Genomic DNA, 25685 nt, shown 5'->3' on the forward strand with positions numbered 1-25685 from the left:
GCCGGAGCCATGCAGCCGGAGGAGGGCACTTGATCTACGACCCGGAGTCTGCCTCCTTGGCCGCCTGCTCCAGTCGGCTTCGGTAGTCCTCCCACCAGGCCGAGTCGCCGGGCGCCACGTTGTCGCTCCCGGGCCGCTGTCCCGTGGCCCCGTCGACGAGTTCGCGGACAATGTCGGCATGCCCGGCATGCCGCTGAGTCTCGGCGATCATGTGGATGAGAATTCGGCGGAGTGGCAGCTCAGGGCACGGCCCCCACGGCACCCGGCCGACAGCGTCGAGGGGAAGCAACTCGATCGTCTCGTCCGAGTGAGCGCACACCCGGCGGTAATCGTCGACGATCCGCTCCCGCGTCTTCGCGGCGGTCGCCCACAGGTCGGTGTTCGGTTCGGCAGCCCCCGCGATCCAGAGCGGCGGCCCCTCAACCGGCCGGCCGAAGGTCTCGCCGAAATACGCCGCTTCGGCGCCGGTCAGATGCTTGACCAGTCCCAAAGGTTGGTGCCTGTCGGAGTCATGGGGCGCCGGATGTCGTACTCCGACAAGCCATCCAGCTTCCACAGCAGCACGTCACGGGCATCCTGCAAGTAGAGACGGAGATCCGCCTTCGTGTCTGATTCAGTCATCGAACCAGTGTCCCGTTCGCGTGATCACTGTCCACTGCTATTCCCGGTGCCCCTGATGACGTGGTTGATCGCGGAGGCGACGTCGTGAGTGACATGGGTCGGCTGGTAGGAGTGCGTTGACCGTGGCGGCTGCCGCCTGGAAGATCTCCGGTTCAGGCTTCTCGTGGCCGACGGTTTCGGAGATGACCCAGCCCTGGACGAGTTCGTCGAGTCCGGTGCAACGGCATCCCGGCTGTAGATCACGGAGCGTTTCAGAGCTGGGTACCCAAAGGCCGCACGTCAGGCTTCGTCCATCCTGGCCAGGGCTTCGGTGATCATGCGGGTGGCGAAGTCGCGGTCGTCGGTGAGTCGGTTTATGTGCTCCGCGAGCAGGAAGGCGGTGGCTTCCAGGGGATTCATCTCGTCCACGGTCCACTCTCCGTACTGCTTGCGCCACAGGCTGGGGCTCAGTCCGGTGCCTGCAGCGACGAGCAGTCCAGCCATGGTGGGGATGGCTTCGGGACGGACGCTCTTGGGCATCATGCGCATCGTGGCCACGAGGTTGGGCACCACGTACTCGATGACGTCCTTGCCGTGGTCCTCGTAGGCCATCCGCAGCCACTGCATGAACATGTAGATGAGCGTGCACGCGCCGTCCAGCAGGTCATCGACCCCGCGGGGCCCCAAGGACGCGGCGAACTGGTCGGTCAGCGCTTGTTGTTCGGCGTCGGTCTGGGACCTGCCGTCGTAGATGGACTTGAGCCGAGAGTCGATCATCATGAGCGCCGCGCCCACATCGCCGGCGGGCGCGTGCTGGGGGTCGCAGGGCGATGACACAGTGTTCCTCCTGAGCCGACCGAGGGCAGCGCGGCGTGTCCGTACAGTAACCCGCCGCTGACGGGAGAGTCTGACGAACCCGGATGAAGGGCAGGCCATGGATGCGTTCTTGGCGTGGCCTGCCATGCGCGTTCGCCACCGGGGTCTCGCAGGCGGTGCCACGAGCGCGGGGGCATGCGGACGTCCATGAGGGCGACGCCGGGCCGGAGTTCGGCGGTCACGCAATGGGCGGGAACCGAACTGCCCCGCCACTCCCACGCGTTGCTGCGACCGCCCGTCAACCAGCCGCACCACCGGTGCGGAAGATGCGGTTCAGATAGTGGTCCAGGACCGTGGCCGCCGACTCCGGACCGCGCTGGCCGACGAGGATGCCGGTGCCGAGTCCCGCGGACATGGCGAGCAGGCCGGCCGCCTCCAACCGTGCGTCCACACCGGGCTCGAGCAGATCTGCCTCTTTCGCCTGCCGGAGGAGTTCGGTCAGGGCGTCTTCGGCGGCGTCAGGGTTCTTGATGAAGGGCTGGGCTGCCAGCGCCCGGTCGTTGACGGACAGAACGGCGTAGGACGTGTAGAGGTGGTGGAAGGTGCGGCTCTCGTCGTCTGTCGGCAGCGCCGCCATCAGCAGCGCCTCGACCATCGCGCGCGGGCCGGGGCTGTCCCCGGCGGCCCGGACACGGGCGGAGACCCGCTCCCCGAACCTCTCCGCCAGATGTTCGAGCCCGAAGAGCAGCAACTTCTCCTTGGTCTGGAAGTAGTACTGCACCAGCCGCAGCGATACGCCCGCCTCCGCTGCCACATCGCGCATCCCCACGGCATGCAGTCCGCGCCGGCCGGCGACGCGGACGAGCGCCTCGGCGATCTCGGTGCGCCGTTCTGCGTGATCCACGCGCTTGGGCATCGGCCGGTTCTCCGCTCGTCGTTCCTGCTCTGGCTCCGTGGTGACCCTTTGATGATACGACCGTACCAACATCGTGGTACGGTCGTATCACAAAACCGAGACGCCGGAGGTGGCCATGCCCGAGACCGCTGCCCGCACCCAGTCCGATGTCGGCCGCTACGTGAGCGATACCTGGAGGGAGCGCTACTTCACGGCCTGCGATGCGGTCTACGCCCTCGGAGCATCCGCGCTCGCGGAGGAGGACGTGGAGACGTCCTTCGCCACCACGCACGTCTACCGCTATGGCCCCGCCGACGAGGCCGCCCGATCCCGCACCCCGGTCGTCCTGGTGCACGGGGCCGGCTCCTGCTCCGCCATGTGGTACCCGAACACCCCGGCCCTCAGCGCGGATCGCCCGGTCTACGCGATCGACACCCCGGGCGATCCCGGCCGCAGCGTGCAGCGCGAGCCGATCCACCGCCCCGAACACGCCGCCCAGTGGCTGGACGAGACACTCGCCGGACTCGGCCTCGACCGCGTCCACCTCGTCGGCACCTCCTACGGCGGATGGCTCGCCCTGAACCAGGCGCACCGCAGGCCCGGTCGCCTCGCCTCGGTCACCCTGCTCGACCCCGGCGGCCTGGAGAAGGTGGGGTTGCGCTTCTTCGTCTGGATCTTCGCCGGCTTCTTCGCGACCTTCGCGCCCAAGGCGCTCCGCCCACGGCTGGCGGCCTGGCTGGAACAGCCGGTCCTCGTCATGCCGGAACTGCGCACGCTGATCAGAACGGCCTTTCGCGCCTACCGCATACGCCGCCCGGTGCCGCTTCCCCTGTCCGAGGAGGAGCTGTCCACCATCCGGACCCCGCTCTATCTGGTGCTCGGCAAGCGAAGCCTCCTCGTGCACCCGAAGCGGCAGGCGGAGCGTGTGCCGCGCCTGGTGCCCGGGGCCCGAGCCGAGATCATCTCCAACACGGGCCACGGGCCGCAGATCGACCACGCGGCGGAGATCAACCGCAGGATGCTGAACTTCATGGCCTCCGCCGACTGACAACCACGTCCGAGTGCCGGTCAGACCAGCGGCCACAGGACCGCGGTGAGGGCGAAGCCCGCGCATCCCATGACCGTCGTCAGCACAGTCCACGTGCGCAGCCCCGCAGCGACGTCGAGACCGGCGAGCTTGGTGAACATCCAGTACCCGGCGTCGTTGATGTGGGACAGCGCGAGGGCTCCCCCGCCCATCGCCAGGGCCACCAGCGACAGGTGACCTCGACTTGTGACGGCGATCACCCCCAGCAATTTACTAGGGCGTCCTAGTATCTCTTTCGTCAGCAGCACCCCCGCCCTGTCCGGGAAGGCCCCCATGAGCGCTCTGCACCGACCCGTGCATCCTGTCCGCCTGGTCACGGCTTCGGCTCTGTTCGACGGGCATGACGCGTCGATCAACATCATGCGGCGGATCCTCCAGTCCCAAGGCGCCGAGGTCATCCACCTCGGACACAACCGGTCGGTGCGGGAGGTCGTGGACGCCGCCCTGGAGGAGGACGCCCACGGTGTCGCCGTCTCCTCGTACCAGGGCGGGCACGTGGAGTACTTCGAGTACCTGGTCGAGTCGCTGCGCGCGCGGGGAGCCGACCACCTCCGTGTGGTGGGCGGCGGAGGCGGCGTCATCGTGCCCGAGGAGATCACCCGGCTGCGCGACAGCGGGGTGACCATCTTCTCCCCCGAGGACGGGCAGCGGATGGGCCTGGCCGGGATGGTCAACTCGGTCGTGAAGGACTGCGACTTCGACCTCTGGGACGGCAAGCCGGCCGACGCGGCCGCCGTGCTGGCAGGCGACCGGTTCGCGATCGCCCGCGCCATCACCGGCGCGGAACTGGGCAAGCTGCCCCCGGATCTCCTTGAGCGGCTGCGGGCCGCCGCCGCGGCACGGGGCATGCCGGTGCTCGGCATCACCGGCACGGGCGGCTCGGGCAAGTCGTCACTGACGGACGAGCTGGTGCGCCGCTTCCGCATCGACCAGCAGGACAAACTGCGGATCGCTGTCATCGCGGTCGACCCGACCCGCCGCCGCGGCGGCGGGGCACTGCTCGGTGACCGCATCCGCATGAACTCCCTGGACGGGAACCGGGTCTTCTTCCGCAGCCTGGCCACCCGTGGCAGCCGCGAGCTGCCCGAGCACCTGTCCGACGTGATCGACGTGGTCAAGGCCGCCGGATTCGACCTGGTGATCGTGGAGACGCCGGGCATCGGCCAGGGAGACGCGGCGATCGTGCCGTTCGTCGACACCTCGCTGTATGTGATGACACCGGAGTTCGGTGCCGCCTCGCAGCTGGAGAAGATCGACATGCTCGACTTCGCCGACGTCGTGGCGATCAACAAGTTCGAGCGGCGCGGCGCGCAGGACGCGCTGCGCGACGTGGGCCGCCAACTGGTCCGCAACCGCGAGGCGTTCGGCATGCGGCCCGAGGACATGCCGGTGTACGGCACGTCGGCGGCGACGTTCAACGACGACGGTGTCACCGCCCTCTACCAGCACCTGAAGACGGGCCTGGCCGAGAAGGGACTGCCGCTGTCCGAGGGCGCGCTGGCACCGGTCGGGGTACGCCACTCCTCCGGCATCCGCCAGGTGGTCCCGGCAGCCCGGGTGCGATACCTCGCCGAGATCACCGACACGATCCGCGCCTACCACGCCGAAACCGCGCAACTGGCCGAGGCGGCCCGGCGGGTGCAGTACCTGGAGGCGGTCAGGGACGAGCTCGCCGAGGCCGGCTCCGACGCGGCGAACGTGCGCTCGCTCCTCGACGACGCCCGCAAGCAGCTCCCGCACCAGGTCACGGAGCAGATCGGCAACTGGCCCGCCGTCATCGCCTCCTACTCCGGAGACGAGCAGGTGGTGACGGTCCGGGACAAGAAGATCCACACCAAGCTGACCCGGGAGTCCCTGTCCGGCAGCAAGGTCCCGCGCGTCGCCCTGCCCCGCTTCACCGACCACGGGGAGCTGGTGCGGTTCTGGCGCGGGGAGAACCTGCCCGGCTACTTCCCCTTCACAGCCGGGGTGTTCCCCTTCAAGCGCGAAGGCGAGGACCCGGCGCGGATGTTCGCCGGTGAGGGCGATCCGTTCCGTACGAACCGGCGCTTCAAGCTGCTCTCCGAGGGCCAGCCGGCCACCCGCCTGTCCACCGCCTTCGACTCGGTCACGCTCTACGGCCGGGACCCGGACGAACGCCCCGACATCTACGGCAAGGTCGGCACGTCCGGGGTGTCGGTGGCCACGCTTGCGGACATGAAGGCCCTCTACGACGGCTTCGACCTGATCGCGCCCACGACCTCGGTCTCCATGACCATCAACGGACCCGCGCCGACGATCCTGGCGTTCTTCCTCAACACCGCGATCGACCAGCAGACGGACCGGTTCCGGGCCGCCGAGGGCCGTGACCCGTCCCCCGAGGAGGCGGCCGAGCTGCGGGCCCACGCGCTCGCGAACGTGCGCGGCACCGTGCAGGCCGACATCCTCAAGGAGGACCAGGGCCAGAACACCTGCCTGTTCTCCACCGAGTTCTCCCTGCGGATGATGGCCGACATCCAGGAGTGGTTCATCGCCCACAAGGTCCGCAACTTCTACTCCGTGTCCATCTCCGGCTACCACATCGCCGAAGCCGGCGCGAACCCCATCAGCCAGCTCGCCTTCACCCTCGCCAACGGCTTCACCTACGTCGAGGCCTACCTCGCCCGGGGCATGCGCATAGACGACTTCGCCCCGAACCTGTCGTTCTTCTTCTCCAACGGCATGGACCCCGAGTACTCCGTCCTCGGCCGGGTCGCCCGCCGCATCTGGGCCGTCGCGATGAAGGAGAAGTACGGGGCGGGCGAACGCAGTCAGAAGCTGAAGTACCACGTCCAGACCTCCGGACGCTCCCTGCACGCCCAGGAGATGGACTTCAACGACATCCGCACCACCCTCCAGGCCCTCACGGCCATCTACGACAACGCCAACTCCCTGCACACCAACGCCTACGACGAGGCCGTCACCACCCCGTCCGAGGAGTCGGTCCGGCGGGCGCTGGCGATCCAGCTCGTCATCAACCGCGAGTGGGGCCTGGCGATGAACGAGAACCCCCTCCAGGGATCGTTCGTCATCGACGAACTCACGGACCTGGTGGAGGAGGCCGTACTCCAGGAGTTCGAGAGGATCAGCGAGCGCGGTGGCGTGCTGGGCGCGATGGAGACCGGCTACCAGCGGGGCCGCATCCAGGACGAGTCGATGCTGTACGAGCAGCGCAAGCACGACGGCACACTGCCCATCATCGGCGTCAACACCTTCCTCCGCCCCGGCGGGGACAGCCGGCCTCAGGGGCTGGAACTCGCCCGGGCCACCGAGGAGGAGAAGCAGTCCCAGCTGGAGCGCGTGCGGGACTTCCACACCGGCCACCGCGACCAGGCCCACGACGCCCTGGCCGCTCTCAAGAAGGCGGCGACGAACGGCGACAACGTCTTCGCCGTCCTCATGGACGCCACCCGGGTCTGCTCCCTCCAGCAGATCACCGAGGCCTTCTTCGAAGTGGGCGGCCAATACCGCCGCAACGTCTGACCCAGCCCCGGAAACCACCCCGCAGCGACATGGCCGACCGCCAGTTCGTCGTCGAGGCGGTCGCCGAGAACCGCGACATCAAGACGGATGTCCTGCGCGCCCTGCGTTCGACCGGACGCTGCTCGCCACGGGCGCGGCCGTCAACGTCCTGGTGCCCCTGACCAGGCTGTTGCTGGGCGTGCGGATGGGACGGCGGGCCACGGCCGCCGCGCGGACGGCGGAACGCATCACCGACGGCGACCTCGACGCCCGGGCCCGCCCCCACGGCCATGACGAGATCGCCCGGCTCGCCGCCTCCGTCAACGCCATGGCGGACGCGCTCGGTGCCCGCCTGGAAGCGGAGCGCCGGGTGACCGCCGACATCGCGCACGAACTGCGCACGCCGGTCGCGGGCATGGCGACAGCGGTCGGCCTGCTGACGCCCGGCCGGGCGTCCGACCTGGTGGCGGGCAGCGTGCACAAGCTGCGTGGGCTGGTCGAAGACGTCCTGGAGGTGGCCCGGCTGGACTCTCATGCGGCGGCGGTGGACACCGAGGTACGCCTGGTGCGCTGACGTGACCGCCGTCATCCCGAGCGCGTCGAGCGTTCGGTGTGGGCGGCGGCGGAGGCCGGAGCCCGCCGCCGGGTGGGAGGCGTTGCGGGGAACCGTGGCGGGCGGCGTCCGCCCGTCAGTTCCGCGCTGTCGTTCCGAAGGAGAGGGGTTCGCCGGAGCGCAGGTGTTCCCTCAGCCACTGCTCGGTGTTGCTCACGTGGAGCAGCGCGGCGGCCTGGCTGAGGGCGGCGTCACGGGTGCACAGCGCGTTGAAGATCGCCTCGTGCTCGGCGAGGGTGCGGCCCGCGGCCTTGTCGTCGACCAGACCGCGCCAGATGCGGGCGCGCAGGGTACGGCCGGAGATCCCTTCCAGGACGGCGAGGAAAACCTCTACGTCGTGCTCAACGTCCACCACGACTCATGGCAGTGGATCGAGAAGGTCTCCACGGACCACGACAACGTGCTCGCCCGCTACAAGGCCCTGTGGACCCAGATCTCCGCGACGTTCCGGAACGAGCCGCGCACCCTGCTCTTCGAGAGCGTCAACGAACCGGGCTTCGGCGACGCCACGGCCGCGCAGAAGACCCAGCTCATGAACGAGCTGAACACCTCGTTCCACAGAATCGTCCGCGCTTCGGGGGGCGGGAACAAGGACCGCCTGCTCGTCCTGACCACACAGGGCGGCACCCCCTCCCAGGGCCTCATGGACGACCTGTACACCACGATCAAGGCGCTGCGCGACAGCAACCTGGTCGCCACCGTGCACTACTACAGCTGGTACCCGTTCAGCGTGAACATCGCGGGCGGCACCCGCTACGACGAGGCCGCCCGGAACGACCTGAACGACGCCTTCGCCCGCATGAAGCACACCTTCGTCAGCAAGGGCATCCCCGTCTACCTCGGCGAGTACGGTCTGCTGAGCTGGCCCGATCACCATCATCCGGACCGCGTCGAGCGGGGTGAGGCGCTGAAGTACTTCGAGCACGTCGGTCACGCGGCGCGTCAGGCCGGCGTCACCACCGCCCTGTGGGACCCCTTCGCCTATCTGAACCGGGAGACCCTGAAGTGGCGCGACCCGGCCCTCTTCGCCTGGATCAAGTCGAGCTGGACCACCCGCTCGGGAACGGCCTCCTTCGACAAGGTCTTCGTGGCGAAGTCCAGCCGGATCACGGCCCAGTCGCTCACACTGAACCGGAACGGCACCAGGTTCCGGGGTCTGTGGCACGGCGATACCAAGCTTGCCGAGGGCCGGGACTACACCGTCTTCGACGATCGGCTCACCCTCACGGCGCGGACGCTGACCCGGCTGACCGGCGAGCGGGAGTACGGGGTCAACGCGACGCTCCAGGCCCGGTTCTCCCGCGGCCTGCCCTGGAAGATCGACGTGGTCACCTACGACACTCCGGTGTTGTCGAACGCCACGGGCACACGCGATTCGTTCACCATCCCCACGAAGTACCAGGGTGACCTGCTGGCGACCATGGAGGCCACGTACGCCGACGGCAGCAACGCCGGCCAGACCAGCTGGACTCCGTACCAGGAGTTCAACATGGCCTTCTCGCCGGACTACCCGAACGGCACGATCATCCTTACCCCCGCGTTCCTGAAGGCATTGCGTGACGGCGAACCGGCGTCGCTGACCTTCCACTTCCACAGCGGCGCCAAAGTGAGGTACAAGGTCACGAAGTCCGCAGACTCAGTCACCGGTACGGCTGTCAAGCAATCCTGACCGACCCGGCCCACGCCCTGGTTGCCCACCTCCCGGGCAACCAGGGCACCGGCGTCTCAGGTCAGGTTGTGGGTGTTGAAGTTGAGTCCGCCGGACGACGAGGTGATCTCATAGCCGAACTGGACGTCGCCGATGGTCTCGTTGCCTGGCATCCAGCCCTTGGTGTACGCGATCCATTTGAGGATCGGCTTGGCGTCCACGGTGCCGGAGTTGGAGTCGGGCGTCCGCAGGAAAGGGAACACCTGGTTCGACCCGTTGGTGCCCTTGTAGACGTTCCAACGTGAAACTGTGACGTCAGCGGTGTGGTCCCGCCGAACTGGGCCGGACGGCTCGGAGGATCTCGTCCAGTTCCGACCCGGCGTGCTTCTGCCCTGCAACACCTCAAGTCGGTGGCCCAGGTAGCGTGAGCCGCCTATTCACGTGACGGAGTGAGGCCGTGGACCTTCGTTGCGAGTGGTGTCCCCTTCCATGAGGACCTGCTCGTGCGTACTGATGCCGCCTCGGTGGAAGCCTGTCTGGAGATCTGCCTGCCGCAGCTGCGTGAGTGCGGACTGGTCATCCCTGAGTGAGGGCGACCCGCACAGCCGTGAGCTATGCGGCAACTGGTTCCGCGGATTTGGACGGGGGCAGGAAGGCCAGGGGGGCGGTGCCGGAAGTGGGCGCCGGCTCCCGGTGAGTGGCGGAGGGCGGCGAAGGCCCAGAGGTAGCGGCAGGCCAGCTGGATGCCGAGCCCGGGGAAGCTCAACAGGATCTTGACGTCCGGGTGTTGGGGGAAGGCCTATTCCACCGCCTCGGCGAGCTGGTCGGCGGCGATGTAGGCAGCTCCCAACTGGGTGAGGAGGGCGAGCATCTGCTTGCCGAGGGCGTCCTCGACGAGTGGCGGTTGGTGGGCCCAGTCGGCGCGGAAGATGTCGCGGACGCGGTCGGCTTCTGTCTCGATGCCGCGTTTGCGGCCGGCGTGTTTGAGGGCGGCTGGGAGCTGGGCGCGGGTCAACCGCGTGACCCCGGTGGGGGTCGGTGGCCTTGAGGAGTTCGCGGGCCTCGGGGCGGCACAGGCCGTTGGTCCAGGTGGCGCAGGCTTCCAGGGCGGCCGGGCTCGGTCTACTTTTCCCCCCGACTCACCCGTACACAGCCCCACGTGCCTGTCACGACGATCAGCGCTGCCAGGCCGCCGATTATGCCTTTGTACGCGCCGGAGTCCAGGTCCACTTCCGTGTCCTCGTCCTCCAACGGACCAGCTGCGCCCTTGGGGTCGTACAGCACGCGCAGTTTGTCGCCTGGCTCAACCCTTTCCGGGTCGCAGCCGTCCGTCATCTGAGGTGAGATCTCCCGGCCGTCGCGGGTGCGGAGCGTGCACTCGTCGGTCTTGCCGTTGTCGACGTCGACCACGACGGCCTCGGTCCACCGGCCCCTCTTCTCCAGCCCCCGCTCTTCGCCGGCCTCTCGGGTGATGACCGCCAGCACGACTGCGGCGATGAGGGCAACGGTGAGCGCCCCGATGGCCAGTTTCGGTGCCTTCTTGTGAGTGACGTGGCGGAGCAAGACGCCGGGCACCAGGACGAGCGCCAGGGGTATCGCCAGCGCGGCGGTGACGAAGGCCGGGCCGCGCAGGAAGCTCGGCAGGGGCACCACCGGCGCGAACCACATCAAAGCCACCGAGGCCGCGACGCATGCGCTGCTGAACAGAAACCAGTGAATCGGGCCCGTACGGCGTCGGCTTCGGGGAGGAGCGTTCCCGGCCGGCTGGGCCGCTCGGTCGGCTCCTGCCGCGAGCCCGCGTATGTCCCTGTCCGTTGCCATGCGCTCTCTCTCCGTCTACGTCGGCCTGTTGACGGACGAGCGTACGGGGCGCGGAATCCGGACTGATCGGCAAGGTCTCGTCGGGTGGCTACTGCACGGGCGCCCCCGTCCAGTTCGCCGTCCCCTGCCGCAATACCTCCGCTCGTCCTGGGCGTGCGTGAGGGGCGACGTCATCGCCGTCGATATGCCGCCGGCCGTCGTGCGCGTCGTGCGCGTTCCCTGCACCGACGCCACGCCGAGTAGCGGGACGGCCGGTGCGGCAGCGCATATGACGCTACGTAACCGATCAAGGGATATGACACAGCTCCTCACCTTGTCTTTTAACCTCTGAGGCTGTTGCGCTCGATGATGCTCTCAGGGCGCCTGGTCGTTTTCCCGACGTCATAGTGGGTCGTGGGGCGGCGGTTCTTCGAACCAAGTGGCCTTCCTGGTCCAGGTATTGAGGGTTTCGGTGCACTGGCCGGACAGTGCAGGTGCGGGCGGAGGTTCCGAAACCCTCGGCGGACTCGGGCCGGGGTGAGCCGTGCGGGCTCGGCCGGCTTCTCCCAGGGGCGGCGGAGTTCTGCCGCGGCTTCACGGGTGAGCCGGAGCTGGGTGTGGGCGGCGATGATCAGCCACGTCCAGCGGTCTCCGGCCTCGGGGGTGCGGAGTTTCGGCCGGGTCCAGCCGAGGGTCTGTTTCATCAGCCGGAAGGTGTGCTCGATGTCGAACCTGCGCAGGAACGCCTGCCAGCGGACGTCGATGTCCTCGCCGCTCAGCCCGGTGGCCGACGACCACAGCCAGAGGGGCAGCGGGTCTCCACCACTGGGCAGGCGGTCGACCTGGAGGCGGATCAACGTGCCCTCAGTGATGGGGAGTTCACCGGTGTGGTCGATCCAGGCGGAACGAGTGGTCAGCCTCGGGTGGATGCGGTCCCAGGCCATCGCGCGGGCAGTTCCGTACCGGTCGGTGACCTGGACCGTCGCCGCATCCGGCTCGCCCCAGGTCTCCGGCTTGGCGAAGCGGAACTCCTTGCCGTGCTTCGGCGGTTGCCCGCCCTGGGGATAGGACAGGGCGTACTCCTTGAGTGAGGGCGTCGGCCGTCGCATGACGCGGTCGGAGCGCATCCGTCCCAGGACCTCGACCGGAAGGCCGTCGAGGAGGTGGGCCATGCGCGGGGGGTCGTAGCCGGCGTCGAAGACGATCAGGATGTCGCGGTCACCCGCGTGCCAGCGGCCCATCTCGATCAGATCCACGACCAGTCGGCGGACCTGGGCGGCGGTGACCTCGGCGACGTCGTCGTCCGGCCCGAGACGCACGGCGTCCAGGGAGCTGGCACCACGACGTCCGGCCCGATTCCAGGGCCGCGACGAACGAGTACGGCCAGCCGGGCACGAACTGGTCCGAGGACCGTCCGCTGCGGCCGTAGACGTGACAGAACAGACGATCCGCGCTGGTCGGCGCGTCCGGGCGGAGCCAGTTGCTCACGTCGACCGCGAGGACCAGGCGGCCGTCGGCGGCCTGCGGCATGGGCAGGCCGGCCAGCACCTGCCGCAGCCGGGGCGCGTCCACGTTTCCGCTGTTGAGCGCGTCGTACATCGCGCCGTGTCCGCGCTGGTGCTCAGCCACCAGCGTCAGGTCGACCGGCGCCGTCACCGGTCCGTCCGCGCACAGCAACGCGTCGGCGAGGTCGAACAGTTCGTCCCCGCGCGCGGTCAGGCAGTCGAATAAGTCCTCCCGGAAGCGTGACGCTTTCGCGAACGCGTCCCCCGGAACATGATCAGGCAGCAAACTCACCTTCAACGGCCTTCGTCGTGGTCATGTGTGTCCTTGGTCGGAGCACATGATCAGATGAAGGCCGCCTCAGCGTCCGGCGAACACCCAGGTGAGCGGCCTAGTTCGAGGACCATTTCGACACCGGCCCTGCCGCGGTGCCGACAGCCGGGGATGAAGCTAGCCGGCAATCCGGTCGAAGCCCTATGAGCCCACCGTGCCTTGCACGAAGCGTCGAAGGTGCGCACGCACGGTGTTGGGCTGCTCCAACCAGGGCTCGTGCCCAGCGTCTTCGACCCGGGTCAGCGGAAGATCGAGCCTGAGCGCGAGTGCTTCAAGCGCCGACACAGGACGGGGGTCGTCGGCCCCACCGAGGAGCTCCGCCCGCGCGGGCAAGCATGCGCGGAGCTCGGCAAGATGCTCATCGAGCGGGTCCGCGCGCCCTGCCTTGCCGAGCTCGCTGTTCATAGCCCAGTTGACGGGGCGACGCCGCCGGGCACCCTGCGCGGCCCAGTGCCACCCCCGTTCGGGATCGGCGTGGTCGGTGAACCAGGCCAGTGTGAGCAGCTCGACTTCCTGCTCCTCCGTGCGGTGTGGCAACTCCTCCAAGGCGCGGAGCTGCTCATGCTGCGCTGCGGACATGCGGCGGCCTCGCTCCGCTCGGTCTCCGGTACGCCAATCACCGACGAATGGCCCGCACATCAGAAGCATCGCGGCAACCCGGTCAGGATGCGTCAGACAGAACCGGCTCGCCAGGTCAGTGCCGTAGGAGTGCCCGATCAGCACGGCCTTGGGCACGTCCCATGCGTCGAGCAGCTCGGCGAGATCGTCGACATGCCGGGCGAAGGAATGGCGGCCCCGCCACGGGGATTGGCCTGTGCCACGCTGGTCGTACCGGTACACGGGCGCGAGGTCCGCGATCATGGGGGCGACATCGCCCAGGTAGTCCGGCAACCCCGGACCGCCATGGAGCAGGATCACGGCCGGCTGCCGAGTCGTGTCCCCCAGCGCCATCCAACGTAACTGCGCCTCGTCGGTCATCGACGTGAGGCCCTGCGTCTCCATCAAGGTCACCGCGGAGAACCTACCGGTGTCACTGAGGCTCCGCCAAAGGTTAAAGAGCAAGCTCACCACCGACGCGACCGACACCGAGCTCCCCCTCATCGACTGGGGCGAGGGCGTGCTGTCCCTGCGCGCCCCCGACGGCCGCTATCTCTCCGTCGGCGAGGACGGCCACGTCCGAGCCCCCGCCGACCAGCCCGGAGCCCCGTCGCCGACGTCCTGCGTCGAAGCTGCCGCCAGGCGGGTTTCGAGCCGCGCATCGCCTACTCCTCGCACGACTATCAGGAGGCGCAGGCCCCGGTCTCCGCCGGTCTCGGCATCGCGCTCGCACCCCGCCTGGCCCTCACCAGCCGACGCAGCGACGTACGCCTCCTGCCGTTCGCCTCCGACGTCCCGGCCCCCACCCGCCCAGGCGATGGCCCGCGTCCTGCGCACGGTGGTTGTCGGCGCGGATGATCCACTCCTGGTCGGCGAGGTCGCCGGCACGCTGACCCCGGTGCCGAAACCGGCCATCAAGCGTGGGCTATGGGTGTGGGCCACGTCGCGTGGGACGGTCTCCCCTTCGGGCAACTAACCGTAGCGCCGGGCACTGACACTGCCCCGGGAGCGGCGACGACATACGCCATGTGTTGATCGCCGAGTCACACGCCGCGTCACGAGCGTCCACATCCCGCTCCGGCAACCCGGCCTGGACGGTGTCATAGGAGATGGCACCGTCCACGCCTGTGGCGGCGGTCCCGCACTTTAGAGACTCTCCGCCGCTGGCATCGGCCTTCAACCGAGCAACAGCCCGCATAGGCCGATGAGGAAGAGGCTTCTGTTTCCCATAGGCCTAGCCGGAAAGGTCAGCAGGGGTGCGGGTCAAGCCCAGGCAGTCACCGGCACGAACGAACTGTCCTGCCGGAACAGGTCCGTTCCGTTCGGGCGTTCCACGCGGAGTTGGTAGGCGTAGTGGCGCAGGTAGTACCCGGGGTAGTTGTACGACTCGAAGCGGACGGAGCCCGATGCCGTGCCGGTCCGGAGGATGAACGTGGCGTCCTTGGCGAACGTGCTCGTGCCGTCGTTCGGGTCGAAGCGGGCGCGGAAGTCCCAGTGGCGCAGGTAGTTGCCGGCCGCGTCGCGGAAGGAGTAGCCGCTGCCGTCGGCCAGGCCGGCGACGACCGTGAAGGTGGCGGCCTGCTTCTCGGCGGTGGTGCTGGAGCCGCTGACCACGGGCAGGTTGAGCAGCGAGGACTGCTGCTGCCAGTAGCGGGTCGAGTAGTTGGCCGACCGGAAGGAGCGGGTGGTGTTCCGGGGCAGGCTCGGGCCGCCGGAGACCGTTTCCTTGACGACCGTGAAGTGCCGTGCCGTGCCGGAGATCCCGGGCAGCGCGGCCGGTGCCGTCCAGGTGGCGAAGGTGTCGTAGCTGTCGCTGTAGTAGTACGTGCCGTCGCCGTAGCCGTCGAAGAAGATGCGCCAGCCGCCGTTGTCGAGCTGCACCAGCGCCGGGCCCTCGCGGTAGCTGCCCCAGCCCGCCCAGTCGCCCGTCCTGCGGATCGTGTAGGGGCCGGTGAGGTTCGAGGCGGTGGCGTACTCGATGTACTTCGTCGTCTCGTTCTTCGGGAAGGCGTGGTACGTCGAGCCGATCTTCACGATGAACGTGTCGATGTGGTTGGCGCCGATGCCCGCGAGCGCCACCGGTGAACTCCACGCCGTCAGGGCGGAGTTCGTGGCCCGGAGCAGGTACGGCGTGAAGATCCACTGGTTGTTCGTGGTGGAGCAGGACACGATGATGCTGACGCTGCCGTCGCTGTCGACGAACCACTCGGGCGCCCAGGCGCGGGAGAGGTTCGCGACGGGGACCGTGTAGTCGTACAGGAACGTCCAGTTGACGCGGTCGGAGCTGCGGGCGAAGCCGATGGTCCTGCTGACGTCCTGCCAAGTGCGCGTGGTGTAGGTGGCGTAGTAGTTGCCGTCGGTGTGTCTGATGACGCTCGCGTCGCGGATGCGGCCCGCCGGCGGTGTGTACGCGGAGGAGCGCAGCAGCCGGAAGTCGGTGGCGTCGTCCGACTGGTAGACGTTGACCGTGCCGTCGTTGCTGTTGAGGAACGGCACGATCGTGTACCGGGTGGCGGAGCCGTTCGGCGGTGCGGCGGCCAGGGCGCTGCCGAGCAGTCCGGGCGCCTCGCCCAGCAGGGCCGCCGAGGCGGGCAGCGCTGCCATGGCGCGCAGCAGCGTACGGCGGGACGGGGCGACGGGGTGTGAGGTCACGGGCGGCTCTCCCTGAGACGCAAGGGTCGATATACCGAACAAGGTTCGGAAAATCGATCAGAAGTGGGGGCTCAGAAAGTAAGGGCGGGGCAGGGAGGCGTCAATGGTTTGAACAGGAGCCGATGAGCCCAGTGAGAAAGATGTGGCCGGTGGAAGAATTTCCACTCTTGTCGTCGGCGTTCCACCGCCGGCCATCGGACGTTACCGTTCGGTAGACGAGTTGCTTCCGGAGGTGTCCGTATGACGCTCGACCGTGCCGCAGGCCTGGCGGAGACCGCCCGTGCGCTGGCCGCCGGGGACGTGACATCCCGGGCGCTGGTCGAGGGGGCGCTGGCGCGGATCGAGGCCACGCAGGGCAGCATCAACGCCTTCCGGATCGTCCGGGCCGAGGCGGCGCTCGCCGAGGCCGAGGCCGCCGACCGGGAGCTGGCCGCGGGCGGGCGCAAGCCGCTGCTGGGGGTGCCCGTGGCGGTGAAGGACGACATGGACGTGGCCGGCGAGCCGACCGCCTTCGGCTGCTGCGGTCAGTTCCCGCCGGTCGCCGAGGACGGCGAGGCGGTACGGCGGCTGCGCGCGGCCGGGGCCGTGATCATCGGCAAGACCAACACCTGCGAGTTCGGGCAGTGGCCCTTCACCGAGGGGCCGGCCTTCGGCGCGACCCGCAATCCGTGGAGTACGGCCCATACGCCCGGTGGTTCCTCGGGCGGCTCGGCCGCCGCGGTCGCCGCCGGTCTGGTGCCCGCCGCGCTCGGCTCGGACGGCGCCGGCTCGGTGCGCATCCCGGCCGCGTGGACCCATCTGGTCGGCATCAAGCCGCAGCGCGGCCGCGTCTCCACCTGGCCGCGCGGCGAGTCCTTCCAGGGGATCACCGTCAACGGCACGCTGGCCCGTACGGTCGCCGACGCGGCCCTGCTGCTGGACGCGGCGAGCGGCAACCACGCGCAGGACCCGCACCGGCCCCCGGCCGTCGACGCCTCGGCGGCCGTCGGCCGCGACCCCGGGCGGCTACGCATCGCGCTCGCCCTCACGCCGCCGTTCACGGCCGTGCCCGCCCGGCTCCGGCCGGAGGTGCGGACCCGGGTCGTCGAACTCGCCGACCGGCTCGCGGCGTTGGGGCACACGGTCGAGGAGGCGGACCCGCCGTACGGGCAGATCGGGCTGACCTTCGTGCCGCGCGCGACGGCCGGGATCGCCGAGCGGGTGGCCGAGGCGCCCTTCCCGGCGCTGCTGGACCGGCGTACCCGGGACGCGGCCCGGCTGGGCCGGCTGCTCGGCGGGGCACCGCTGCGGGCCGCCCGGCGGGCGGAGGCGGTCCTGCACGGCCGTATCGGGGGGTTCTTCACCTCGTACGACATCGTTCTCGCGCCCACCACCGCCGCTCCCCCGCCCCGGATCGGCGCCCTGCTGGAACTCAGCGGTTTCGCCACCGACCGGGCGATGATCGCCGCCTGCCCGTACGCCTGGCCGTGGAACGTACTGGGCTGGCCGGGCGTCAACGTGCCCGCCGGTTTCACGGCGGACGGCCTGCCCGTCGGGGCCCAGTTGCTCGGCCCGGCGAACAGCGAACCTCTTCTGGTGCAGGTGGCCGCGCAGTTGGAGGCGGAGCTGCGCTGGCACGAGAAGTGGCCGGCGCCGCCGGTCACCGAGCGTTCCGCTGCCGCCTGACCGGCCGTACGCGGCCCCGTAGGGGACGCCTCGACGGCCGGGCTCGTGCGGACACCCCCTAGGGTTCCCCCGTGACCGCGTATACCGATGAGAACGTCCCGGGCCGCTCCGGCCCCTCCGCCACCGTCCAGGCCGATCCGCGCGAGGTGGGCCGGGTGCGCACCGAGTACTCGCCCGCGCACGACGGCGACCCCGACCCCGGCGAGATCGTCTGGACCTGGGTGCCCTACGAGGAGAACGACGGGCGCGGCAAGGACCGCCCGGTGCTCGTGGTCGCCCGCGAGCCGGTGGGGACGTTCCTCGCCGTGCAGTTGTCCAGCAAGCGGCACGACGGCCATCGCGAGTGGGTGCCGATCGGGAGCGGTCCGTGGGACCGGTCGGGCCGCGAGTCGTGGGTCGACGTGGACCGGGTCCTGCGTCTGCACGAGGACGGGATGCGCCGGGAGGCCTGCGCCCTGGACCGTATGCGGTTCAACCTCGTCAGGCACCGGCTGCGGGAGCGCTACGGCTGGAGCTGAAGGCCTTCTCGAAGCCGCCCCGTACCCTGGCGTCCGGCGTCCGGTCCAGCACTGCGAACACCACGTGTGCGAAGGCCGCCGCGAAGCGACCGCCGGGTTCGAGCAGCACCCGGAACGCCCCCGCGACCTGCGCCGGGTCGTTGCGGAAGACGCCGCATCCCCAGGCGCCCAGCACCAGACGCCGGTAGCCGTGGGCGGTGGCCGTCTCCAGGACCCGTTCGGCGCGGGCGGCGAGGGCCCGCGGCAGTTCCGGGGCTCGTTCGGGTGCCGTGCGGAGCACCACGCCCGCGTTGGGCGCCGCAGAGGTCAGGAAGCCGGCCGTGTACGGCTCGTCCAGCAGGCGGCCCCGGTCGTCGCGGAAGACGGGCACGGCGGGTGAGTGGATGACACGGTCCGTGTAGAACGGGTCGCGGTGGGCGCGGTGGTGGTCGTAGAACGCGCGGGCCTGGAGCAGGCAGGTGTACAGCGCCGAGGCCCGGCACAGGGCCTCTTCCTGGGCCTGTGCGCCGTTGAGGTAGCCACCGCCGGGATTGCGAGCCGAGGCGAAGTTCAGTACGGCCACGTTCGCGCCGAGCCGGCGGGCGGCCTCCAGGCTGCTCTCGCCCGTGACCTCGACCAGCGTCTGCGTCACCCGGGTGGAGGGCACCGGCACCGGTTGCGGACCGTACATGCGCGTGCCCTCGCGCGCCACCCGGAGCTCCGCCGCGATCGACACCTCACGCCCGTCCGGCGCCCGGTAGGTCCCCGCCGCCACGATCTGCTCGGTCTGCTGGGCGATACCGCGCAGGCGCGCACTCACGGCGCCACCCCCGTGTGCGCCGTGAGCGCGTGCCGCCCGGCCTGTGTTGTCGTACTCACGCACGCATCGTGCGTGATGCCGACCGTGCGGGGCAACGGAGTTTTCGCCACCGGAGAACACCGGGGAAAGCGCCGGGAAACACGCGGCCGGTCCGGATGACCGCCCCGGAACGCCCCGGTTCGCCCCCTTGTGCCGAGCGACACGAGGGACTTGGGTGGGACGAGTGAACCCGGCCCGGGCCGCCGAGGAGTCCGGACCGGTGGCATGGTGGAATCTCAGGAGGATCCCGACATGTCCGAATCGGTAGGTGGCTGTACCCGGCCACGCACCTCATTGTCCGAAGCCGAGGTCGAGGCACTCGTCCGCGGCATCTGCTTCAAGACCGGCCCGCCGCGCCGCCTCGGTGTCGAGGTGGAATGGCTCGTCCACGAGCTGCGCGCACCGCAGCTCCCCGTCACACCCGAACGACTCGACGCGGCCTACGCCGCACTGCGGTCCCTGTCCCTGAGGTCGGCGCTCACCGTGGAGCCCGGCGGCCAGCTGGAGCTGAGCTCGCCCCCCGCCGCCTCGCTGACGGAAGTCATCGCCACCGTCTCCGCCGACCTCGACGCCATCCGCGCGGTGCTGCGCGAGTCAGGCCTCACGCTGGTCGGCCTCGGCCACGATCCCTGGCACGAACCCCGCCGGTTCCTGCGCGAACCGCGCTATGACGCCATGGAGGCCTGCCTCGACCGCACCGGCCCCTCCGGCCGCGCCATGATGTGCACCTCGGCCTCCGTGCAGGTGTGCGTCGACGCCGGCCACGAGGAGCCGGGGCCTCTCGGCCATGTGCGGCGCTGGTGGCTGGCCCATCATCTGGGCCCGGTCCTGGTGGGCGCGTTCGCCAACTCCCCGCTCGCCGGTCACCGGCCGACCGGCTGGCTGTCCACCCGGCAGCTGATGTGGACCCGGATCGGCGCCGGCCGGGCGGGCGGACCACCGCTGGACGCCGACCCGCGCGGCGCCTGGGCCCGGCACGTGCTGGACTCCCCCGTGATGTGCGTACGGCGCGACGGCGGGCCCTGGGACGTCCCGGAGGGGCTCACCTTCCGGGAGTGGACCCGCACGGGCCTGCCCAGGCCGCCCACGCGGGAGGACCTCGACTACCACGTCACGACGCTGTTCCCGCCGGTCAGGCCGCGCGGCCATCTCGAACTGCGCATGATCGACGCGCAGCCCGGTGACGACGGCTGGATCGTGCCGCTTGCCGTGACGGCGGCGCTGTTCGACGACCCGGAGGCCACCGAGACCGCCTACCGGGCCGTGAAGCCGCTGGCCGAGCGGACGCTGGGGCTGCCCGCGCCGCACAACCCGCTGTGGATCGACGCGGCCCGCAGCGGGCTGGCCGACGCCGAACTGCGCGAGGTGGCCGTCACGTGCTTCACGGCCGCGCTGGACGCCCTGCCCCGGCTCGGCGCCGCGCCCGAGGTGACGGACGCCGTCACGGCCTACCTGGACCACTACGTCGTCCGCGGCCGCTGCCCCGCCGACGACCTGCTCGACCGACAGCGCGGCACGGACGGTCGCGCCCACGGGAAGGACCTGCGCCCATGACCGACACCAGCCCCGCTGTCGACACCCATACCGCCGACCCCGAGGTTCTCCGCGAGCGCGCGGTCGCCTCGCTGGTCGTCGCGCGCGAGCGCACCACCCTGCTGACGAGCTGCGTCGAGGACCCCGACCTGACCGCGCAGCACTCGCCGCTGATGTCGCCGCTGGTGTGGGACCTGGCGCACATCGGCAACCAGGAGGAGCAGTGGCTGCTGCGGGCCGTCGCCGGGCACGAGGCGATACGGCCCGAGATAGACGGCCTGTACGACGCCTTCGAGCACCCGCGGGCCGAGCGGCCGAAGCTGCCCCTGCTGTCGCCCGCCGAGGCACGCACGTACGCGGCCGACGTACGTGGCCGCGCGCTGGACGTGCTGGAGCAGGCCGCGTTCCACGGGACGCGGCTGACGGAGGCCGGGTTCGCCTTCGGGATGATCGCCCAGCACGAACAGCAGCACGACGAGACCATGCTGATCACCCATCAGCTCCGCCGCGGCCCGCAGGCCCTGACCGCGCCCGACCCGGAGCCGGCGCCGCTGTTCACCGGTCCGTCCGAAGTCCTCGTCCCGGGCGGCCCGTTCACGATGGGCACCTCCGACGAGCCGTGGGCCCTGGACAACGAACGGCCCGCCCACCGGCGCGAGGTGGCGCCCTTCCGGATCGACACCACCCCGGTGACGAACGGCGCGTACCAGGCGTTCATCGAGGACGGCGGCTACGACGACCCGCGCTGGTGGACGGCGGACGGCTGGGCCCACATCCGCCGGAACTCCATCTCGGCCCCGCTGTTCTGGCGGCGGGACGGCAGGCAGTTTCTGCGGCGGCGCTTCGGCGTCACCGAGGTGGTCCCGCCGGACGAGCCCGTGCTGCACGTGTGCTGGTACGAGGCCGATGCCTACGCCCGCTGGGCGGGACGCCGGCTGCCCACGGAGGCCGAATGGGAGAAGGCGGCCCGGTACGACCCCGCCGGCGACCGTTCCATGCGCTACCCGTGGGGCGACGCCGACCCGGGTCCGGAGCACGCCAACCTCGGCCAGCGACATCTGCGTCCGGCGCCCGCCGGGAGCTACCCGGCCGGCGAGTCGCCGCTCGGCGTACGGCAGTTGATCGGCGACGTGTGGGAGTGGACGGCGAGCGACTTCCTGCCGTACCCGGGGTTCAGGGCGTTCCCGTACAAGGAGTACTCGGAGGTCTTCTTCGGGTCCGACCACAAGGTGCTGCGCGGCGGTTCGTTCGCCGTGGACGCGGTGGCCTGCCGGGGCACGTTCCGCAACTGGGACTACCCGATCCGGCGGCAGATCTTCTCCGGGTTCCGCACGGCCCGCTCGGAGGACGTCTGATGTGCCGTCATGTGGCGTACGTGGGACCGGCCGAGCCGCTCGGCCGACTCCTCGTCGAGCCCCCGCACGGGCTGTACCGGCAGTCCTGGGCGCCCCGGCGGCAGCGGTACGGGACGGTCAACGCCGACGGATTCGGCGTCGGCTGGTACGCCGAGGGCGACCCGGTGCCGGCCCGCTACCGCCGGGCCGGGCCGATCTGGGCGGACCTGTCTTTCGCCGATCTCGCCCGGGTCGTACGGTCCACCGCACTGCTCGCCGCGGTGCGGGACGCGACGCTGTCGGGCGCGGACGCGGAGGCCGCGGCGGCGCCGTTCGCCGCGGGGACCTGGCTGTTCAGCCACAACGGGGCGGTCAAGGGCTGGCCCGGCTCGCTCGCGCCGGTGTCCCGCAACCTGCCGCCGGAGGACCTGCTGTCGCTGGAGGCCCGCAACGACTCGGCGCTCGTGTGGGCCCTGGTCCTGGCCCGTCTGAGGAGCGGCGACGAGCAGGGCCAGGCGCTGGCCGACACGGTCCTGGAGGTCGCCGCCGCGGCCCCCGGTTCCCGGCTCAACCTCCTGCTCACCGACGGCGACACCATCACCGCGACCGCCTGGGGCGACACCCTCTGGTATCTCACCCGGCCCGGCGGCGGCACCGTCGTGGCCTCCGAGCCCTACGACGACGATCCGCACTGGCAGGAGGTGCCCGACCGCACCCTGCTCGCGGCGAGCCGCACGGACGTGCTGCTCACGCCGCTGAAGGAGCCGACCGACGCCTTCGTGCCCGCACACCCCGAGGAGCCCCGTACGTGAGCCCGTTCCGCCTCACCCGCACGCTGCCCGAGGACGCCACGGACGCCGCGCTGCGCGCCGACGTCCACCGGGGTCTGACCGGCCGCCCCAAGACGCTGCCGCCGAAGTGGTTCTACGACGCGCACGGCAGCGACCTGTTCGAGAAGATCACCGAACTGCCCGAGTACTACCCGACGCGCGCCGAACGGGAGATCCTCCTCGCGCGCTCCGGAGACATCGCCGCCGCGACCCGGGCCCGCACCCTGGTCGAACTCGGCTCCGGCTCCTCCGAGAAGACGCGGCATCTGCTCGACGCCCTGACGGACCTGCACACGTACGTCCCCGTCGACGTCAGCGAGAGCGCCCTCACCCAGGCCGGTCAGGCGCTCGCCGCCGAGCGGCCGGGGCTCGACGTGCACGCGCTGATCGCCGACTTCACCGCGGAGCTGACGCTGCCCGGCACGCCGGGGCCCCGGCTGGTGGCGTTCCTCGGCGGCACGATCGGCAACCTGCTGCCCGCCGAGCGCGCCGCGTTCCTGGCGTCCGTGCGTGCCCTGCTCGCCCCGGGCGACGCCCTGCTGCTGGGCACGGACCTGGTCAAGGACGAGGAGGTGCTGGTCCGGGCGTACGACGACGCGGCCGGGGTGACGGCCGCGTTCAACAAGAACGTGCTCACCGTGATCAACCGCGAGCTCGGCGCCGACTTCGAGCCCGCCGCGTTCGACCACGTGGCCCTGTGGGACGCCGAGCACGAGTGGATCGAGATGCGGCTGCGCTCCCGTACGGCGCAGACCGTGAAGGTCCCGGCGCTCGGCCTCGCCGTCGACTTCGCGGCGGGCGAGGAGCTGCGCACCGAGGTGTCGGCGAAGTTCCGGCAGGAGGGTGTGCGCGCCGAACTGTTCGCGGCGGGGCTGGACCTGACCCACTGGTGGACGGACGAGGCGGGCCGGTTCGCGCTGTCGCTGAGCGTGGCGCGCTGAGACCCCCGAGCCCCTGAACGGCGGCGGGGCGGGAGGCGACGTCTCGCGCTTCGCCGCCGCGTGGGGCACGGTGGAGTGACATGTGACACGCCCGTCACTGAAGAGGAGCAGCGCAATGACGAACCACACCTACCGGGTCACGGAGATCGTCGGCACCTCCCCCGACGGCGTCGACCAGGCCATCCGCAACGGCATCGGCCGGGCGTCGGCGACCCTGCGCAACCTGGACTGGTTCGAGGTGACGCAGGTGCGCGGCCAGCTCGAGGACGGGCGGATCGCGCACTGGCAGGTGGGGCTGAAGGTGGGCTTCCGGCTGGAGGAGGCCGAGTAGTCCGCCGTCCTGCGAACGGCCCTGCTCAGTCCGGCAGGGGTGCCGAGGTGGAACGGCCCGGCCGCTTGCCCTCCGGCGGGTAGTCGCAGTCGATGCTGCTCACCTCCCGGTCGCCGTCCTCGGAGTCCACGATCGCCACGCCGGTGCAGGCCCGGCCGTGTTCGTCGGTCCAGGTGACGATCTCGCTCCGGTCGGGCTCCGCGCAGCCGGTGAGCAGCAACGCGCCGACGAGCGCCGCCGCCGCGAGCGCGCCCTTACGGCTTCCCTTCATGGCATCCCCCGTATGTCCGCCGTCCGGGCACGAGTGCGCCGGTACGTCCTGGTTCCTGGCAGGGAGATACCCGGCGGAGGTAAACACTCCGCCAACTCGTGCTCTCAGGTCCGCCCTTCCCGCTCCTGGGCCACCTTCAGCTCGGCGGACCGGGCGGCCCAGTCGGCCCGTACGACGGTGAAACCCGCGCGCCGGGCGTCCTCGCAGACCAGTTCGTCGTCGTCCACGAGGACACGGACCTCGCGCGTGCGGGCGAGCCGCCGCAGGATCTCCAGCTTGGTGAACCGGGCGGGCCGGCGATCGGCGTCGCGCCGCATGTACACCCGTCCCTCGGGCAGTTCCTGCGCGGCGAGCCAGTCGAGCGTGTCGCGCCGGCAGCGCTCGGGCCGCCCGGTGAGGTAGACGATCTCGCACTCCCGCGCGCTCTCCTTGACCAGCGCGATGCCCTCCGGGAGCGGCGGGTCCTGCGGCGCCGCCGAGAAGAAGCCGTCCCAGTCCCGCGGCCTGCGCTCCAGGAACCGCTGCCGGTGCGCGGTGTCGGCGAGGGTGTTGTCCAGATCGAACACGGCCAGCGGGGCCTTGCTGCGGTCGTCATTCACGCGGCCCACCCTAGGGCCGTCCGGCGGTTCGCGTCGCCGGCCCCGGGCAGGCCCGGCCGCATGAGCGCCGGGGGCGCGCCGCGGGGGCGAGTCCGCTGCGCGGGTCCCTGTCCTCGGGAACGCGGGGCCAGGTCCGAAGCCGGCCCCTCACCCCGCCCCGCGGAAACGAGGCCGCGCCCATGCCCGGCCCGCCACCCGACCAGCCAGTCCCCCGCCAGGCCCCCGGTCCCCGGCAACGCGGGGCCTCACCCGGAACCGAACCATCGCCCCATCCCACACCCGGCCCCGTCCGCAGGAGCGGGGGGCTGGGCCCACGCCGGGCCCGCCACTCGACCGGCGACCCCACTGCCCAGCTCTCGATCCGCACCAACACGAGGCCATGTCCGAAGCCGGCCCCTCACCCCGCCCCGCGGAAACGAGGCCGCGCCCATGCCCGGCCCGCCACCCGACCGGCGACCCCACTTGCCCGGCTCCCGGCCCGCAGGAACACGAGGCCGCGCCCGGAGCGTCCGCAGCCCCGCCCCGGCCCAGGCCCAGCCCCGAGAACCGGGCCGCGCCCACGGCCAGCCCGCCACCCGGCGGCGAGTCCCCTGTCCAGCTCCGGTCCGCAGGAACGCGGGGCCGTGCCCAGGCCGGCCCGTCACCCCACCCCCGCCGACGACGCCCGGCAGCCTTGCTGCGGCCTGCGCGCCCGCCCCCCCTCATCCCGTACCCCGGCAACCTTCACCCCCCGGGCGGCCACTGCTCTGCAACACCCACACAGGCACAGGCACAGGCACAGACACAGGCACAGGCACAGGC

General features: G+C 70.7%; 22 protein-coding genes and 5 pseudogenes. 13 read left to right on the forward strand and 14 right to left on the reverse strand.

Features of this window, described 5'->3' with window-relative positions:
• Positions 1–34 precede the first annotated feature (34 nt).
• The 3 genes and pseudogenes from ACIBNA_RS07205 to ACIBNA_RS07215 form a co-directional block, all read right to left on the reverse strand.
• Positions 35–621: pseudogene (locus ACIBNA_RS07205) on the reverse strand (DinB family protein).
• Between the two features lie 279 nt (positions 622–900).
• The gene (locus ACIBNA_RS07210; protein WP_399164246.1) at positions 901–1437 is read right to left on the reverse strand and encodes a hypothetical protein; all 537 of its coding nucleotides are present in this window, start codon (positions 1435–1437) and stop codon (positions 901–903) included.
• Positions 1438–1714: 277 nt separating this feature from the next.
• Complete coding sequence (locus ACIBNA_RS07215; protein WP_399164247.1) at positions 1715–2332, reverse strand: TetR/AcrR family transcriptional regulator; 618 nt, start codon at positions 2330–2332, stop codon at positions 1715–1717.
• Between the two features lie 115 nt (positions 2333–2447).
• Between ACIBNA_RS07215 and ACIBNA_RS07220 the strand changes: the two genes are divergently transcribed.
• Positions 2448–3359 carry an alpha/beta fold hydrolase gene (locus ACIBNA_RS07220; protein WP_399164248.1) on the forward strand — a complete coding sequence of 304 codons (912 nt, stop codon included), beginning with the start codon at positions 2448–2450 and terminating at the stop codon, positions 3357–3359.
• A gap of 20 nt (positions 3360–3379) precedes the next feature.
• Here ACIBNA_RS07220 and ACIBNA_RS07225 read toward each other — a convergent pair whose 3' ends face one another.
• Positions 3380–3598, reverse strand: coding sequence for a hypothetical protein (locus ACIBNA_RS07225; RefSeq protein WP_399164249.1), 219 nt, complete (start codon positions 3596–3598; stop codon positions 3380–3382).
• Positions 3599–3671: 73 nt separating this feature from the next.
• On the opposite strand from ACIBNA_RS07225, the gene icmF reads away from it, so the two are divergent.
• The 3 genes from icmF to ACIBNA_RS07240 are packed head-to-tail and all read left to right on the forward strand — an operon-like array spanning position 3672 to position 7452.
• Complete coding sequence (icmF, locus tag ACIBNA_RS07230; RefSeq protein ID WP_399164250.1) at positions 3672–6899, forward strand: fused isobutyryl-CoA mutase/GTPase IcmF; 3228 nt, start codon at positions 3672–3674, stop codon at positions 6897–6899.
• A gap of 29 nt (positions 6900–6928) precedes the next feature.
• Entirely contained in the window at positions 6929–7060 is a 132-nt protein-coding gene (locus ACIBNA_RS07235) for a hypothetical protein (RefSeq protein WP_399164251.1), read from the forward strand.
• A complete protein-coding gene (locus ACIBNA_RS07240) occupies positions 7051–7452 on the forward strand; it encodes a HAMP domain-containing protein (RefSeq protein WP_399164252.1) in 402 nt (133 codons plus the stop codon). The genes ACIBNA_RS07235 and ACIBNA_RS07240 overlap by 10 nt, the downstream gene beginning before the upstream one ends.
• Before the next feature lie 115 nt (positions 7453–7567).
• Here the strand turns inward: ACIBNA_RS07240 and ACIBNA_RS07245 are convergent.
• Positions 7568–7822: pseudogene (locus tag ACIBNA_RS07245) on the reverse strand (FCD domain-containing protein); the annotation flags it as partial.
• Between ACIBNA_RS07245 and ACIBNA_RS07250 the strand changes: the two are divergent.
• Positions 7814–9160 (forward strand): annotated as a pseudogene (locus ACIBNA_RS07250) (cellulase family glycosylhydrolase); the annotation flags it as partial. The pseudogenes ACIBNA_RS07245 and ACIBNA_RS07250 overlap by 9 nt on opposite strands.
• A gap of 56 nt (positions 9161–9216) precedes the next feature.
• On the opposite strand, the pseudogene ACIBNA_RS07255 reads toward ACIBNA_RS07250, so the two are convergent.
• The 5 genes and pseudogenes from ACIBNA_RS07255 to ACIBNA_RS07275 form a co-directional block, all read right to left on the reverse strand.
• A pseudogene (locus ACIBNA_RS07255) lies at positions 9217–9438 on the reverse strand (hypothetical protein); the annotation flags it as partial.
• A 500-nt stretch (positions 9439–9938) separates the two neighbouring features.
• Positions 9939–10154 (reverse strand): hypothetical protein, encoded by a 216-nt coding sequence (locus ACIBNA_RS07260; RefSeq protein WP_399164253.1) that lies wholly within the window; start codon positions 10152–10154, stop codon positions 9939–9941.
• Positions 10155–10261: 107 nt separating this feature from the next.
• Positions 10262–10807 (reverse strand): hypothetical protein, encoded by a 546-nt coding sequence (locus ACIBNA_RS07265; protein WP_399164254.1) that lies wholly within the window; start codon positions 10805–10807, stop codon positions 10262–10264.
• 473 nt (positions 10808–11280) lie between these two features.
• Positions 11281–12736 (reverse strand): annotated as a pseudogene (locus tag ACIBNA_RS07270) (NF041680 family putative transposase).
• Positions 12737–12916: 180 nt separating this feature from the next.
• Positions 12917–13777 (reverse strand): alpha/beta fold hydrolase, encoded by an 861-nt coding sequence (locus ACIBNA_RS07275; protein WP_399164347.1) that lies wholly within the window; start codon positions 13775–13777, stop codon positions 12917–12919.
• 216 nt (positions 13778–13993) lie between these two features.
• Between ACIBNA_RS07275 and ACIBNA_RS07280 the strand changes: the two genes are divergently transcribed.
• Positions 13994–14230, forward strand: a complete 237-nt coding sequence (locus ACIBNA_RS07280; protein ID WP_399164348.1) for a LysR substrate-binding domain-containing protein — start codon at positions 13994–13996, stop codon at positions 14228–14230.
• A 405-nt stretch (positions 14231–14635) separates the two neighbouring features.
• Here the strand turns inward: ACIBNA_RS07280 and ACIBNA_RS07285 are convergent, their stop codons facing one another.
• Positions 14636–15976: a glycoside hydrolase family 43 protein gene (locus tag ACIBNA_RS07285; protein ID WP_399164349.1), complete on the reverse strand. Its 1341-nt coding sequence runs from the start codon at positions 15974–15976 to the stop codon at positions 14636–14638.
• 288 nt (positions 15977–16264) lie between these two features.
• On the opposite strand from ACIBNA_RS07285, the gene ACIBNA_RS07290 reads away from it, so the two are divergent.
• Together ACIBNA_RS07290 and ACIBNA_RS07295 are read left to right on the forward strand one after the other, a co-directional pair.
• Positions 16265–17689, forward strand: a complete 1425-nt coding sequence (locus ACIBNA_RS07290) for an amidase (protein WP_399164255.1) — start codon at positions 16265–16267, stop codon at positions 17687–17689.
• 71 nt (positions 17690–17760) lie between these two features.
• A complete protein-coding gene (locus ACIBNA_RS07295) occupies positions 17761–18207 on the forward strand; it encodes a type II toxin-antitoxin system PemK/MazF family toxin (RefSeq protein ID WP_399164256.1) in 447 nt (148 codons plus the stop codon).
• Here the strand turns inward: ACIBNA_RS07295 and ACIBNA_RS07300 are convergent.
• On the reverse strand, positions 18170–19006 hold the full coding sequence (locus ACIBNA_RS07300) for a TIGR02452 family protein (RefSeq protein WP_399164257.1): 837 nt from the start codon (positions 19004–19006) through the stop codon (positions 18170–18172). The two genes, ACIBNA_RS07295 and ACIBNA_RS07300, sit on opposite strands and share 38 nt — an antisense overlap.
• A 291-nt stretch (positions 19007–19297) precedes the next feature.
• Between ACIBNA_RS07300 and egtA the strand changes: the two genes are divergently transcribed.
• The 5 genes from egtA (at position 19298) to ACIBNA_RS07325 (ending at position 24014) form a co-directional block, all read left to right on the forward strand.
• Positions 19298–20599: an ergothioneine biosynthesis glutamate--cysteine ligase EgtA gene (gene egtA / locus ACIBNA_RS07305; protein ID WP_399164258.1), complete on the forward strand. Its 1302-nt coding sequence runs from the start codon at positions 19298–19300 to the stop codon at positions 20597–20599.
• Positions 20596–21933 carry an ergothioneine biosynthesis protein EgtB gene (gene egtB, locus ACIBNA_RS07310; protein ID WP_399164259.1) on the forward strand — a complete coding sequence of 446 codons (1338 nt, stop codon included), beginning with the start codon at positions 20596–20598 and terminating at the stop codon, positions 21931–21933. Before egtA ends, egtB begins: the two co-directional genes overlap by 4 nt.
• On the forward strand, positions 21933–22724 hold the full coding sequence (gene egtC / locus ACIBNA_RS07315) for an ergothioneine biosynthesis protein EgtC (RefSeq protein WP_399164260.1): 792 nt from the start codon (positions 21933–21935) through the stop codon (positions 22722–22724). The genes egtB and egtC overlap by 1 nt, the downstream gene beginning before the upstream one ends.
• Entirely contained in the window at positions 22721–23683 is a 963-nt protein-coding gene (egtD, locus tag ACIBNA_RS07320) for an L-histidine N(alpha)-methyltransferase (RefSeq protein ID WP_399164261.1), read from the forward strand. Before egtC ends, egtD begins: the two co-directional genes overlap by 4 nt.
• A 115-nt stretch (positions 23684–23798) precedes the next feature.
• Positions 23799–24014: a dodecin gene (locus ACIBNA_RS07325; protein ID WP_399164262.1), complete on the forward strand. Its 216-nt coding sequence runs from the start codon at positions 23799–23801 to the stop codon at positions 24012–24014.
• A 25-nt stretch (positions 24015–24039) separates the two neighbouring features.
• Here the strand turns inward: ACIBNA_RS07325 and ACIBNA_RS07330 are convergent, their stop codons facing one another.
• The gene (locus ACIBNA_RS07330) at positions 24040–24285 is read right to left on the reverse strand and encodes a hypothetical protein (protein ID WP_399164263.1); all 246 of its coding nucleotides are present in this window, start codon (positions 24283–24285) and stop codon (positions 24040–24042) included.
• 104 nt (positions 24286–24389) lie between these two features.
• Entirely contained in the window at positions 24390–24884 is a 495-nt protein-coding gene (locus ACIBNA_RS07335) for a hypothetical protein (protein WP_193508448.1), read from the reverse strand.
• Between the last annotated feature and the right edge of the window lie 801 nt (positions 24885–25685).

The sequence above is a fragment of the Streptomyces sp. NPDC050164 genome, assembly GCF_044459945.1.
GTDB classification, from domain to species: Bacteria; Actinomycetota; Actinomycetes; order Streptomycetales; family Streptomycetaceae; genus Streptomyces; species Streptomyces coeruleorubidus_A.